Origin of the sequence: Agromyces sp. NPDC056965, assembly GCF_042673425.1 — a bacterium.
Taxonomy (GTDB): Bacteria; Actinomycetota; Actinomycetes; order Actinomycetales; family Microbacteriaceae; genus Agromyces.
In genome coordinates this window covers 1-12,414 of record NZ_JBHURI010000103.1, presented here as the reverse complement: position 1 = coordinate 12,414, position 12,414 = coordinate 1, and the positions used below count along the sequence as shown (strand labels likewise).

At 69.5% G+C, this 12,414-nt stretch carries 16 protein-coding genes; 11 read left to right on the top strand and 5 right to left on the bottom strand.

The genetic code is table 11. The features are described 5' to 3' along the window. Positions 1–153: 153 nt before the first annotated feature. From ACFTQE_RS18390 to ACFTQE_RS18350, 9 genes are all read left to right on the top strand, one after another. On the top strand, positions 154–1,035 hold the full coding sequence (locus ACFTQE_RS18390; RefSeq protein ID WP_376926427.1) for an RNA polymerase sigma-70 factor: 882 nt from the start codon (positions 154–156) through the stop codon (positions 1,033–1,035). Then, positions 1,022–1,399, top strand: coding sequence for a hypothetical protein (locus ACFTQE_RS18385; protein ID WP_376926426.1), 378 nt, complete (start codon positions 1,022–1,024; stop codon positions 1,397–1,399). The genes ACFTQE_RS18390 and ACFTQE_RS18385 overlap by 14 nt, the downstream gene beginning before the upstream one ends. An 87-nt stretch (positions 1,400–1,486) precedes the next feature. Continuing rightward, complete coding sequence (locus ACFTQE_RS18380; protein ID WP_376926425.1) at positions 1,487–2,248, top strand: SDR family oxidoreductase; 762 nt, start codon at positions 1,487–1,489, stop codon at positions 2,246–2,248. Between the two features lie 6 nt (positions 2,249–2,254). Beyond that, positions 2,255–3,040, top strand: coding sequence for an SDR family oxidoreductase (locus tag ACFTQE_RS18375; protein WP_376926424.1), 786 nt, complete (start codon positions 2,255–2,257; stop codon positions 3,038–3,040). Beyond that, positions 3,037–3,798, top strand: coding sequence for an SDR family oxidoreductase (locus ACFTQE_RS18370; RefSeq protein WP_376926423.1), 762 nt, complete (start codon positions 3,037–3,039; stop codon positions 3,796–3,798). The genes ACFTQE_RS18375 and ACFTQE_RS18370 overlap by 4 nt, the downstream gene beginning before the upstream one ends. Before the next feature lie 46 nt (positions 3,799–3,844). Continuing rightward, entirely contained in the window at positions 3,845–4,507 is a 663-nt protein-coding gene (locus ACFTQE_RS18365) for a TetR-like C-terminal domain-containing protein (protein ID WP_376926422.1), read from the top strand. Next, positions 4,504–5,070, top strand: coding sequence for a PH domain-containing protein (locus ACFTQE_RS18360; protein WP_376926421.1), 567 nt, complete (start codon positions 4,504–4,506; stop codon positions 5,068–5,070). The genes ACFTQE_RS18365 and ACFTQE_RS18360 overlap by 4 nt, the downstream gene beginning before the upstream one ends. After that, a complete protein-coding gene (locus ACFTQE_RS18355; RefSeq protein ID WP_376926420.1) occupies positions 5,063–5,497 on the top strand; it encodes a hypothetical protein in 435 nt (144 codons plus the stop codon). Before ACFTQE_RS18360 ends, ACFTQE_RS18355 begins: the two co-directional genes overlap by 8 nt. 138 nt (positions 5,498–5,635) lie before the next feature. Beyond that, positions 5,636–7,135, top strand: a complete 1,500-nt coding sequence (locus tag ACFTQE_RS18350) for an MATE family efflux transporter (protein ID WP_376926419.1) — start codon at positions 5,636–5,638, stop codon at positions 7,133–7,135. Between the two features lie 31 nt (positions 7,136–7,166). Here ACFTQE_RS18350 and ACFTQE_RS18345 read toward each other — a convergent pair whose 3' ends face one another. From ACFTQE_RS18345 to ACFTQE_RS18325, 5 genes are all read right to left on the bottom strand, one after another. Beyond that, entirely contained in the window at positions 7,167–7,640 is a 474-nt protein-coding gene (locus ACFTQE_RS18345; protein WP_376926418.1) for a hypothetical protein, read from the bottom strand. A gap of 217 nt (positions 7,641–7,857) precedes the next feature. Then, positions 7,858–8,484: a response regulator gene (locus tag ACFTQE_RS18340; RefSeq protein ID WP_376926417.1), complete on the bottom strand. Its 627-nt coding sequence runs from the start codon at positions 8,482–8,484 to the stop codon at positions 7,858–7,860. Next, positions 8,481–9,542, bottom strand: coding sequence for a sensor histidine kinase (locus ACFTQE_RS18335; RefSeq protein WP_376926416.1), 1,062 nt, complete (start codon positions 9,540–9,542; stop codon positions 8,481–8,483). Before ACFTQE_RS18335 ends, ACFTQE_RS18340 begins: the two co-directional genes overlap by 4 nt. Before the next feature lie 130 nt (positions 9,543–9,672). Beyond that, positions 9,673–10,458, bottom strand: a complete 786-nt coding sequence (locus ACFTQE_RS18330; RefSeq protein WP_376926415.1) for a metal-dependent hydrolase — start codon at positions 10,456–10,458, stop codon at positions 9,673–9,675. Between the two features lie 159 nt (positions 10,459–10,617). Next, positions 10,618–11,103, bottom strand: coding sequence for a nucleoside deaminase (locus ACFTQE_RS18325; protein WP_376926414.1), 486 nt, complete (start codon positions 11,101–11,103; stop codon positions 10,618–10,620). A 97-nt stretch (positions 11,104–11,200) separates the two neighbouring features. Here ACFTQE_RS18325 and ACFTQE_RS18320 point away from each other — a divergent pair, with 97 nt between their 5' ends. Continuing rightward, positions 11,201–11,698, top strand: coding sequence for a glutathione peroxidase (locus ACFTQE_RS18320; protein WP_376926413.1), 498 nt, complete (start codon positions 11,201–11,203; stop codon positions 11,696–11,698). A gap of 151 nt (positions 11,699–11,849) precedes the next feature. Beyond that, on the top strand, positions 11,850–12,317 hold the full coding sequence (locus ACFTQE_RS18315) for a hypothetical protein (protein WP_376926412.1): 468 nt from the start codon (positions 11,850–11,852) through the stop codon (positions 12,315–12,317). Positions 12,318–12,414: the final 97 nt, after the last annotated feature.

Below are 12,414 nucleotides of genomic sequence, written 5' to 3'. Positions count from 1 at the left end.
GGACCGGCCGCCGGTCTCGCGCACCCGCGGCACCACGGCGGCGCTCAGGGATTCTCGACTTTTCCTCCCGGACGTGTCACAACCGCGCGTACCATCCGGTCTCAGTTGGAAAAGGACGGCTGGCGTCCCTTCACCGACTGACAGGATCAGAGCATGGATGCGAACCTCGACGATGCGCTCGCCGCCTTCCAGACCGTGCGCGGGAGGCTCTTCGGCATCGCCTACCGCATGCTGGGCAGCGCCGGCGAGGCGGAGGACATCGTCCAGGAGACGTGGTTGCGCTGGCAGGGCACCGATCGCACCGTCGTGAATGACCCGCCTGCCTTCCTCGCGACCGCGACGACTCGCCTCGCGATCAACGCGCTGCAGTCGGCGCGGAGCCAGCGCGAGACCTATATCGGCCCCTGGTTGCCCGAGCCGGTCGACACCAGCGCCGACCCGACCCTCGGCGCCGAGCGAGCCGAGGCACTCGGCTTCGCCGTCCTCGTGATGCTCGAGCGTCTCACCCCGACCGAGCGGGCCGCCTACGTGCTGCGCGAGGCCTTCGCGTACCCGTACGACCAAATCTGCGAGATCGTGCAGGTCTCGGAGGCCGCGGCCCGGCAGCTCGTCTCCCGCGCCCGGAAGCACCTCACCGGTGAACGCCGACGGGATGTGCCGCAGTCGGAGCAGCGGCGACTCCTCACCGCGTTCCTCACGGCGGCGAAGACCGGCGACCTGATGCAATTGGAGCGCCTGCTCTCCGAAGACGTCGTGTCGTACTCCGACGGCGGTGGTGTCGTACGCGCCTCGAAGTTCCCGGTGGTCGGCCGCCAGCGCGTCGCGAAGTTCGTGCGCGCCTTCCACACGCACTTCTGGAACGGCGTGGACATCACCGAGGCCGACACGAACGGCCAGGCGTCGGTGATCCTCTCGAAGGACGGCGTCACGTTCGCCGTGATCACCCTCGTCGTCGGCGCGGAGGGCATCGACCAGGTCCTCTGGATGATGAACCCCCGAAAGCTCGGGGCAGTGACCGCTCGTGCCGCCGTATGACCTGGCCACCCGCCTGCGTGTCGCGCTCGATCATGATGATGAGCTCGCGCTGGCGGGTGCCCTGCACCGCGACGCATCCCTGATCGTCGATTCGGGCGATGCGGCTGGCGGCGAACGGCACGGGCGGCGAAGCGTCATCCGTGAGCTCCACAGCCAGGAGGCGCGGCATCCGGATGCCTCGTGGTTCGCGGTGCACGTCAACGGGCAGGCGGGCCTCGCGCTTCGGCGACCGACCGGCGAGGTGCTCGGCGTGCTCGGTCTCGACGGCACGACCGTGATCGTGAGCCTCTGGCTCTGCACGTCGCCGCTGAAACTGGCTGGTTGGAATCGGCGCCGGCCCGAGGCCGAAGAACCGGATTTCTGAAATCTCGTCACAGATCGGCGGGGATCCCGGTCTGAGCTTCATGACGGCAGCGGCACCCGCCGCGGCCCTGACGGAAGGCACCCAGTCATGAAGATCGTCGTCATCGGAGGCACCGGCCTCATCGGATCCAAGGTGGTCGAGCACCTCATCGAACACGGCCACGAAGCCATCCCGGCCTCGCCGAACTCCGGCGTGAACACCATCACCGGCGAGGGTCTCGCCGAGGTGCTCGTGGGAGCGGACGTCGTCGTCGACGTGTCGAACTCGCCGTCGTTCGCCGACGACGACGTGCTCGCGTTCTTCACCACCTCCACGTCGAACCTGCTCCGTGCCGAGCGCGAGGCCGGTGCGACCCATCACGTGGCCCTCTCGATCGTCGGCGCCGAGCTCCTGCCGAACAGCGGATACCTGCGCGCAAAGGTCGCCCAGGAGAAGATCATCGAGGAGTCGGGGCAGCCGTACTCGATCGTGCGCGCGACGCAGTTCTTCGAGTTCGTCGGGCGCATCGCCGACGAGGCGACCGTCGACGGCGTGGCGCGACTCAGCACCGGCCTCATGCAGCCGATCGCCGCAGCGGATGTCTCGGCCGCCGTCGCCCGTGTCGCCGCGGGCGACCCGATCAACGGCACCCTCGAGATCGGCGGGCCCGAGCGCTTCGGCCAAGACGAGTTCGTGCGCGTCGGCATGGCCGCGAAGGGCGACCCCCGCACCGTCATCGGCGACGCGGAGGCGCCGTACTTCGGCACGAAGCTGACCGGCACCGAGCTGGTGCCCCTCAGCGCCGATGCCCAGCTGTCGACGACGACGTTCTCCCACTGGCTCGCCGCCCAGTCGGCGCCGGTGAAGTAGCCCGCCATGCGCATCTCGGTCATCGGCGGCACCGGCCTCATCGGCACACGACTCGTGGCGCGGCTCGTCGCCGACGGCCACGACGTCGTCGTCGCGTCACGCGCGACGGGCGTCAACTCCTACACCGGCGAGGGGCTCGCGGAGGCCCTCGCCGGGGCGGAGGCGCTCATCGACGTCTCGAACTCCGACTACCTCGACGAGGCGGCCGCAAACGAGTTCTTCTACGGCTCGACGCTCAACCTGCTCACCTACGGCGCCGCGGCGGGCGTGCCCCACCACGTCGCGCTCTCGGTCGTCGGCACCGATCGACTCGCTCGCTCCGAGGGCGGATATTTCGCCGCGAAGGCGGCGCAGGAGCGGCTCATTCGACAGTCGGGCCGGCCGTACTCGATCGTGCACGCCACCCAATTCTTCGAGTTCATCGCGAACATCGCCGACGCAGGCACGAGCGAGAACGTCGTGCGGCTCTCCCGGGCACTGTTCCAGCCGATGGCGGCCGACGACGTCGCTGCGGCGGTGGCGGCGATCGCGAACGGGGCACCGGTGCATCGCGTCGTCGAGTTCGCCGGGCCCGAGCAGTTCCGGCTCGAAGAGCTCGTGCGCCGGCAGCTGCGCGACCGCAACGACCTGCGCGACGTGAGGGTCGACCCCCTCGCCCGGTACTTCGGCACCGACCTCGAGGAGCGCGAGCTGCTGCCCGGGCCCGACGCGACGATCATGCCCACCCGGTACGAGGAGTGGATCGCGGCGGGCGGGCGGCCGAACGTCGAGCTCGAGGGGTCGGCGAGTTGAACGTCCCCGACGGTCCCACCGAGCGCCGCGGCCTCGACAGGAAGGTCGTCCTCGTCACCGGGGCGTCCTCTGGCATCGGCCGGGCGACGGCGCTCGCGTTGTCGACTGCAGGCGCGCGCGTCGCCGTCGGCGCGCGCCGTGTCGATCGGCTCGACTCGCTCGTCGACGCCGCACCGGGCGAGGCCATCGCCCTGCAGCTCGATGTCACCGATCCGGCATCGGTGGCGCGCGCCGTCGGCGAGACCGTCGAGCGGTTCGGGCGACTCGATGCGCTCGTGAACAATGCCGGGCTCATGCAGAGCGGAATGATCCTCGACGCCGATGTACGCGAGTGGCAGCGCATGGTCGACACCAACCTGCTCGGCTCGATGTACGCCGTGCACGCCGCCCTGCCGCACCTCCTCGAGACGAAGGGCGCGGTCGTGCAGGTGTCGTCGACCGCTGCGCGTTCGGCCTCGCTCGGCAGCGGGGTCTATGCCGCCACGAAGTTCGGAATCAGCGCCTTCTCGGAGTCGCTGCGTCAGGAGGTCACCAACCGTGGTGTCCGCGTGATCGTGATTCAGCCGGGCTTCGTGGACACGGAGCTCACGAGCCACATCACGGACCCGCGGATGCAGGCCGCGGCGGCCGAGATCTCCTCGTCGATGCGCACGCTGCGTGCCGACGACATCGCCGAGGCGATCGTGTACGCGCTCGGTCAGCCCGATCACGTCTCGATCAACGAGATCCTGGTGCGTCCGACCGACCAGGTGCGCTAGCACCCTCGAAACGTACGCGAACTCCTGGGCTTACACTGGACTCGTAATGAAAGCTTCGGGAAGCGCCACCGGTCGGCCACGGATCGCCGCGATCGACGCGAGCCTGGCCGCGGCGTTCGAGGAGCTGATCGCCGAGATCCCGGTGCGCGACTTCAGCGTGCGCGCGCTCGTCTCGCGCGCCGGCACGACGCGTGATGCGTTCTACCGTCGCTACGCCTCGCTCGGTCACTTCTTCATCGAGATCGTGCTCGGGCGTTTCGCGACCGATCCGACCGAGGACACCGGCGCACTCGTGGGGGATCTGCTCGTCATCGTGCGCGCGCAACGCGAGATGTACGACGACCCGTTGGCCGCCGGCTTGCTGCCGTTGATCCTGGATGCGAGCTTCCGAGATCCTGTCACGGCGGAGTCGCTCTCGACCCGGTTCATCCAGCGGCAGCGCGTCGCCGCGCTCGAGGTACTCGGACGGGCGGTGGCGCGCGGGGAGATCGGCCCGATGTCCGATCCGCAGTTCGTCGTCGATCAGCTCTACTCGCCCATGTTCTTCCGGGCGGTACTGCCGGGCATGCCACCGATCGACGAGGCGTACGAGCAGGCGATCGTCACCTCGGTGCTGACCGGGCTCGGCGTCGCGCACCCGGATGACAGGCTTGCGACGGCACTGGAGCGTTCTGCGGGCCGGAAGACGAAGTCGAGTGGAGAGGCATGAGCGTGCGCGATGGGGACCAGGAGATCGAGGCGCAGTCGACGCCCGAGCCCGCACGGACGGTGCGCATCACCGTGACCCGGGCGGATCGGCAGGCGATGCGGCGGGCGCTCGTCGATGCGGCGCTCTCTCGTCGTCTGCGCGTGGTCGCTGCGGTCATCCTGCTCATCTCCCTCGCCGTCGGGGTCTTCGGCCTGGTGCAAGGCGATCCGGCCGGGCTCGTGCTGTTCGGAGTGGTGACGACGCTGGCCCTGATCTTCGTCATCGTGGTGGTGCTCCTTCGGCGTGCGGCGTCGAAGGCGGTCGACCAGAGGATGCCGCTCGACTCGCGGTTCCGCATCGGCGTCGACGCGGATGGCGTGGAGGTCGAGAGCGTGGGAGGAACGTCTCGGCTCCCGTGGAGTTCGCTCTCCGGAGCCGAACGTGGTGGGGACGTGGTCGTGCTTCGGGGCGTCGACGGGAAGCCGGTGTTCTTCGCACCCGGTCGGACGGTCGACGACCGCGCACTTGCGCTCATCGAGAGCGGTGTTCGGCTGTCGAGCACGCTGCGAGGCTCGGATGGATGAGCAGTCCCCGCACGCGGCCGACGCTGATTCTCTACGCAGCTGGTTCTGGATGCTGGCCTGCATGCTGCCCCTCGCTGCCGGACTGACCCTCGTGCTGCGGAACGTTCCTCGCACGGTGCACACCGCAGCGGAGCTCGCGCACGTCGGCTTCGGATGGCCGATCCCGTGGACGACGCAGGATCTGACCCGCTACGCACCGCAGAGCATGCCCGCCGCGCTCGAGTACGTCGGCGGCAAGTCGGTCGTGGATCCGCCGCCCACCCACGAGAGCTGGGGGCTGTTCGCCGCGGACACCCTGATCATCTGGGCCGCGGTCTCGCTGCTCATCGTGGCCGTGATCGTCGGCACGCGCCGGCTGCTCAGCCCGGGACATCCGGTGGTCGCGGACGGGTCGCCTGCGGGAGGGGCATCGCCAGGCAGGCCGTGATCGCTTTGCCGGCTCTCGCGGCATGGACCGTTCATCGGGCGGTGGAGCAACTGTTCGAGCGTCTCGGTAGAATTCCCTATACTTCGATGGCAGCGCAAACATCTGCGACCCCGTTCCGCTTCGACCCGTTGAGATCGCATGGCAAGAAATCTGACCACCGGCGCCCCGTGGCGGGTCATCCTCATATTCTCGGTCCCGTTGCTCATCGGCAACGTGGTGCAGCAGCTCTACCAGGTCGTCGACGCGATCGTCGTCGGCAGGCAGCTCGGCATCGACTCGCTCGCAGCCGTCGGTGCGACCGGGTCCCTGCTGTTCCTGCTGCTGGGATTCGCCTGGGGTGTCACCTCGGGCTTCGCGATCCCCACGGCTCAGGCGTTCGGCTCCGGCGACCTCGACGCCGTGCGCCGTTCGGTCGCAGCCGGCACGCTCCTGACCGGAGCCATGAGCGTCGTGCTCACGATCGGGGCCCCGCTGATCGCCGGTCCGGCCCTACAGCTCCTGCAGACCCCGGAGGAGTTGCTGAACGAGGCGACGGTGTTCGCGCAGATCAGCTTCCTCGGGGCATTCGCGGTCATGTTCTTCAACTACCTGTCCGCGGTGATCCGCGCGATCGGCGACTCGCGCACGCCGCTCGTCTTCCTGACGCTCTCGTGCCTGCTGAACATCGGCCTCGTGGTGCTCATGGTCGGCCCCCTCGACTGGGGAGTCGCCGGAGCAGCCCTCGCGACGGTCGTCTCGCAGGCGGTGTCGGTCGTGCTGTGCCTCGAGTACATCCGCCGCAGGATCCCCGTGCTGCATGTGCGCCGCGCCGACTGGCGAGTCTCTCGGTCCGAGGTCGTCGAGCACCTGCGGCTCGGCATGCCGATGGGCTTCCAGACCTCGATCATCGCGATCGGCACGCTCACCGTGCAGGTGGCGCTGAACGAGCTCGGCGCCGATGCGGTGGCGGCCTACACGACGGCATCCCGAGTGGACTCGATCGCCGTCGCGCTCCTGTCGTCGTTGGGCCTCGCGGCGTCGATGTTCGCCGCACAGAATCTCGGCGGGCAACGACCCGACCGCATCCGGCGGGGTGTGGTGCAGGCGACCTGGATGTCGATCGGTGCGGCCATCGTCATCGGCGCCCCGCTCATCATCTTCAGCGAACAGCTGGTGCGGGTGTTCGTCGGCGACGGCTCGGAGGCGGTCGTGGATGCCGCGGCGTACATGCTCGTCGTCGACGGCTTCACGTACTCGGCGCTTGGCGTGCTGTTCGTGCTGCGCGGGGTGCTGCAGGGGCTCGGGCGCACGGTCGCACCGACCGTGACCGGGGTGGTCGAGCTCGTCATGCGAGTCGGCGCGGCGATCGTGCTCGGGTCGGCGTTCGGGTTCGTCGGCGTCGTGTGGAGCAACCCGCTCGCGTGGCTCGGCGCGATCGCGCTGCTCGTACCCGCCTACGTCATCGAGCACCGGCGTCTCGGACGCATGCGGGTCGAACCGCTGGCCCCGACGCCGACCACGCCGATTCCGATCGTCGGACCCGTCGACGGGTCGATGAACGTCGATGCGGTCGTGACCGGGTCGATCCCTGCGCAGGACCCGGGCGAGACGGCATCGCGCCGCCGCGCCCGCGACACCGACTCGGCATCGTCGATGTAGCACACGGCTCCCCGGACGGAGCCGCACGAGGTCAGGGGACGACGGTCCAGGCGTAGGTGCCGCCGCTGTGCCCGGCGAAGACGATGTCGCCGCAGTCGAGACCCTCGGATGGCTCCGACCCGAGCCGGACGACGGGCTCGGCGACGGCCGGGGGCACCGGATCCGCAACGGCCACGCACCCCTCGGGCGGCGCGGCATCCGCGGGGCCGTTCCATGCTGCCGCAGCGGCACCCGTCTCGGGATTCCAGATGATCCGGATGTCGCGTGCCGACTCCGGGATTCGGCTGACGATGGGCAGCTGTCGAACCTCGGCATCGAGATCGGACGGTCGGTACGAGTACACCATGCGGTCATCCGCCGGAAGCGACGCGAATGCGGCATTCGCCGCGATGAGCAGTCCACCGAACGACCCCACCACGATGACGAGCCACAGGATGCCGCTCTGCACGCGGCTCAGCCGCGGCGTCGCGTCGATCATGCTGCTCGACCGGGGAGGTGCGTCCATGTGTCCCATCTCACGTCACCGAGGCTGAAGAAGAGTCAGGGCCAGCCCTGACGTTCTCGATGCCGGGCGCGTGACTCGCGATCGGCTGTTTCCAGCGTCGCCCGATGGCCGCGTGATCGGTATGCCACGAAGGTGACATTCGGGCGGCGCAGCCTCGCCGCCGGTTCCCGCTCGAGGCTCGCCCGATCGGCGGGCTGCGATCATCGCGAGCCGATGGTCACGACCGGGGATCCGCGAACTCGCCGAGCGTCCAGGCGCGCCGCACCGCATCCGTGCGGGAACTCGCGCCGAGCTTCGCGAAGATGTGCGTGTTGTGCCGCTTCACCGTTCCGATCGAGATGGAGAGCCGTTGGCCGATCATCTGGTTGGAGAGTCCGTCGCCGATCAGCTTCAGCACCTCCCGCTCCCGATGCGAGAGCACCGAGAGCACCGTTCGCGCCGGGGGAGTGCCGACCCGTTCGGCGATGCCGCCTGCGGCGTGACGAACGGCCTGCACCAGCTCGGCCGAGGTCGCCGACTTCGAGACGAAGCCGCTCGCCCCTGCGGCGAGGAGGTGGCCGGCGAGCACCCGGTCACGGTGCATCGTGACGATGACGATGCGGGTGCGCGGCGATTCGGCCAGTACCCGGGTGATCGTCGACAGCACCGGCACCCCCGGCATCTCCACATCGAGCAGGAGCACGTCGGGGCCCATCGCGATGGTCGTGGCCAGTGCCGCGTCGCCGTCGGATGCCTCGCCGACGACGGTGATGCCCGTGGCGGCCCCGAGCATCGCCCGCATGCCGTCGCGGAAGAGGTCGTGGTCATCGGCGATGACGATCCGGATCGTCGTCTCGATGCTCATGCGTGGCGCGACGCGACGAAGGGGAGCGAGAGCTTCAGGCCCGTTGCTCCGGCCCGACGCAGGAACTCGATCGAGGCGCCGAGCAGCGCGGCCCGCTCGGCGATGCCGCGGAGGCCGAGCGACGTGTCGTGCAGGTTGTCGCCGTCGTAGCCGTCACCGTCGTCGGTCACGGTGAGGTCCACCTTCGTGGAGGACCAGGCGAGGTGCACCGAGACCGCGGTCGCGTTCGCCGAGTGGGCTCGGGCGTTCCGTGTCGCCTCCATCACGATCGTGAAGAGCTCCTCTTTCGCGAGGACGGTCAGCGGGCGCGGCGCCCCGGTTTCAGATGCGTGCACGGGAAGCGCACCGTTGCCGCCCGTCGCATACGCGTACTCGTCGATCGCGTCGAGCAGCGGGCGGTCGCCGACGAGCGAGCGCAGGTCGAGTGCGAGGTCCTGAGTGTCGGAGAGGGCGACGCGCAGGATCCGCATGGCCGCGGTCACCGATCCATCCGCCCTCGTGGAACTCGCGATCTCGAGACGCTGGAGGCCGGCGGCGATGCCATGGGCGATGCGGTCGTGGAGCTCCCGGGAGATGCGCTGCCGGGTCTCGTACTGCGATTGCTGCAATCGTGCGCGGAGCACTTCGACGTACGCGATCGCCCCGGGCGGGAATCGACGCCAGATCGCGTGGTGCAGGGCGCCGGCGATCTCGAGTTCGCGGCCGGGGCGCTCGGCGCTCATGCGCGCGACGATCGCCGGCAGGGCGATCGCGAACAGCACCTCCGCAGCCATCAGCGGCTCGGCGGGATCCATCTCCATCGCAGCGGAGCGCCGCCCATGCGAGCTGAGATCGGGCTGGTCGTCGTGGTACTCCACCGAGACGGCGGGGTGATCGACCTCGCCCTCGACTGCGGCGAGCGTCTCGGCGACGATCGCACGCACCTGGAACTCGAGGCCGCCGTCGACCGAGCGTTCGTTCGCGAGTGAGCTTCCCCGAGCGAGGAGTCGGCTGCGGAGCTCCTCGAGGATCTCGTCGGCGATCGTCCGCAGGTCGTCGGGTCGTGTCGTCTCGATCACGCGCGGCCTCCTCTGCACCTCGCCCAACGGTAACGGCATGCGATGACGTCGACCAACGAGGCGACGGGCCGCCGGCGGAAGATACGACCAAAGCGGCATCCGACTGCCCGCCCACAGGCCGCGACGTCGCTCAGAAGAGGCCGAGCAGGTCGATTCCGAACCAGCGAAGCGTTTCGTGACCGACTCCGACGAACACGTAGAGCGCGAGGACCGTGCCCAGGGCGACCTCTCGCACCGAACCGGTGTCGCCGAGCACGGGCAGGGCGACATGGCCGCTCGGCCGCCAGACGCGGCTGATGATCGGCGCCCTCCTCATGAACTTCGGCGGGCGCGGCATGATCGGCCAGAGCAGTCCGGGCAGCCCGCCCGTGGTGAGGAAGTCGCCGGCGAGATGCGCGACGAAGCCGACGACGACGGCGAGCGGGAACCAGTGGACGCTCTCGGGTGCGAGCAGCACGAGCAGCAGCCCGAACAGTGCACCGAGCGCCCACGCGGTCAGCCACGAGTTCACCATGTCGCGCGCCTTCACGGCGAAGCACATCAGCGCCGCCGAACCGACCATCATGCCGACGGAGAAGGTGCCGAGCCGGTCGGTCGTCAGCGTCAGGAGCGTCAGCACCCACGCACTGAGGCCGACGGCGACCGCGGCGATCAGCGAATGGGCTCCGTATCGGTGGCCGCCGGCGATCGACCCGATCGCGCCTGCGGTGAGACGTCCGAAGATGGGCACCGAGTGCGCGATGGTGGCACTGTGATGGTCTGCGTCGGGCAGCAGCGCCGCTCCGGCGCAGATGAAGGAGCCAGCGACGACGCCGACGGGGTCGAGGGGGTACGCGCCGCTCGTGAGGTACGGCATGGCCCCGGTGACGGCGATCCAGGCGGCTGCGCCGCTGGTGGCATGGTTGACGCCCAGCATTCGCGGTGGGACGGTCCTTTCAGTGGGCGTGCATCGTCACCCGATGCGGGTACTCGACGTGCGCACACCGCTCGTCACCTCACGGCCCCGGGCCGTGCCGTTCGACCGTATCGCGCAGCGCCGACACCGGCCGCCACTCGCAACCCTGCGGCGCTGGAATCAGGAGGCCGACGCCGCGCCGACGATCAGCGACCGGAGTTCGTCGGCGAACCGATCGACCGGACCGTCGACGACGAGGCCGGGCGCGACGGCGGTGATCGGGAGCGCGGCGACCGGCGAGGCCGCCATGCCGACCTCGGCGCGCCACCGGACGATCTGCGCCGCCGACGCCGCGTAGACGATGCGTCCGAGCCCCACCCATGCATGCGCCGCGGAGCACATGGGGCAGTGCTCGCCGGAGGTGTACACGGTGGCGTCGGCACGTTCGGCCGGCGTCAGGTTCGTCGCGGCCCAACGGGCGATCTCGAACTCGGGATGCCGCGTCTCGTCGCCGAGGGTCGTCTCGCGGTTGCGGTCGGCGAAGCGTTCGACACCGGATGCGTCGACGAGCACCGATCCGAACGCGCCGTCGCCGTCGGCAGCGGCCTCACGCGCGAGAGCGACGGCGCGCTCGAGGAAAGCCAGGTCGTCGTCGGTGATGCTCACGGAACGAGTCTGCCGCGCTTCGAGGCGACGCGAAACCGTGACTTCGCATTCCATGTGAAAGCGCCATCGGATGCCGCGCTCGACATAGGCTCGGATCGTGGACATCCGAGACATCTCCCTCACGACCATCGACGGCGAACCGACCTCCCTCGCCGAGTACGCCGATCAGGTCGTGATGATCGTCAACGTCGCGTCGAAATGCGGCCTCACGCCCCAGTACGAGAAGCTCGAGGCGCTGCAGCGCGAGTACGGCGACCGCGGGTTCACCGTGCTCGGGTTCCCGTGCAACCAGTTCGCCGGGCAGGAGCCCGGCTCGGGCGACGACATCAAGGAGTTCTGCTCGATGACCTACGGCGTGAGCTTCCCGCTCATGGAGAAGGTCAAGGTCAACGGTCGCCACCGGCATCCGCTGTACGCCGAACTCACCTCGGTCGCCGACGGCAACGGCAAGGCCGGCCGGGTGAAGTGGAACTTCGAGAAGTTCCTGGTGCAGCCCGGTGGTGCGGTGCAGCGTTTCCGCCCGACGACGCAGCCCGACGATCCGGCCGTGATCGCGGCGATCGAGGCCGGGCTCGCCGAGGCGGAAGCCGCCTGACCCTCGTTCCGACCGGCATCCCGTGCGCGCCGCGCGGCGCCTTGACCCGTCGCCGGACCCGGCCCACAATTGGGGGGTTGATCCGAATGCCTAGGGGAGCGGAGCACGAATGTCCGACGCGTACACACGTCCGACCAACGACGAGACGGCCATGACCGCGGCCATGCCGAACTTCGCGCCGGCGCCTGATGACGAGCCGTCGTCGGCGCCCGCACCGAAGGACCCGGCTGAGCGGCGCAAATGGAGCAGTGACCTGCGCTTCATGCTCGTCGTGCTCGCCGCCATCGTCGCGCTCTTCCTCGCGTTCGCGCTGCTGATCGCATTCAGCCCCACCGGGGCGGCGATCAGTGCGCTCGCGATCATCGCAGCGCCGATCGCGACCATGGTCGCGGCGTACTACGGCATCTCGCTCGCACTCCGGCAGGTGAAGGACGCGCGCGACGCCGCCGAGGCGAGCGAGGCGCGTGCCCGTGCCGCCGAGCAGACCGCCCGTGAGTCCGACGCCTGGGCGGCCCAGATGGAATCGGGGCTGCGCGTCGCGGTCGCGAAGCTCAAGGCGGGCGCGCAGGACACTCGCGACGTCGAGCGCGCCGCAGGCACGCCCGACGAATTCTTCTGAGCAACGGCTTCACGTCGGTGCGGTGCCCCGACGCGGCGACGTCTCCGAGGAGATCGGCGATTCCGAGGACCTGATCGTGCGCGCCGGTCCTCGGAAT

Excerpts from the sequence above, each read along its gene's own strand:
- ACFTQE_RS18375 (WP_376926424.1), top strand. The coding sequence starts at position 2,255 with ATGCGCATCTCGGTCATCGGCGGCACCGGCCTCATCGGCACACGACTC.
- ACFTQE_RS18315 (WP_376926412.1), top strand. The coding sequence starts at position 11,850 with ATGACCGCGGCCATGCCGAACTTCGCGCCGGCGCCTGATGACGAGCCG.
- ACFTQE_RS18365 (WP_376926422.1), top strand. The coding sequence starts at position 3,845 with ATGAAAGCTTCGGGAAGCGCCACCGGTCGGCCACGGATCGCCGCGATC.
- ACFTQE_RS18345 (WP_376926418.1), bottom strand. The coding sequence starts at position 7,640 with ATGGACGCACCTCCCCGGTCGAGCAGCATGATCGACGCGACGCCGCGG.
- ACFTQE_RS18350 (WP_376926419.1), top strand. The coding sequence starts at position 5,636 with ATGGCAAGAAATCTGACCACCGGCGCCCCGTGGCGGGTCATCCTCATA.
- ACFTQE_RS18380 (WP_376926425.1), top strand. The coding sequence starts at position 1,487 with ATGAAGATCGTCGTCATCGGAGGCACCGGCCTCATCGGATCCAAGGTG.
- ACFTQE_RS18355 (WP_376926420.1), top strand. The coding sequence starts at position 5,063 with ATGGATGAGCAGTCCCCGCACGCGGCCGACGCTGATTCTCTACGCAGC.
- ACFTQE_RS18390 (WP_376926427.1), top strand. The coding sequence starts at position 154 with ATGGATGCGAACCTCGACGATGCGCTCGCCGCCTTCCAGACCGTGCGC.
- ACFTQE_RS18360 (WP_376926421.1), top strand. The coding sequence starts at position 4,504 with ATGAGCGTGCGCGATGGGGACCAGGAGATCGAGGCGCAGTCGACGCCC.
- ACFTQE_RS18340 (WP_376926417.1), bottom strand. The coding sequence starts at position 8,484 with ATGAGCATCGAGACGACGATCCGGATCGTCATCGCCGATGACCACGAC.
- ACFTQE_RS18330 (WP_376926415.1), bottom strand. The coding sequence starts at position 10,458 with ATGCTGGGCGTCAACCATGCCACCAGCGGCGCAGCCGCCTGGATCGCC.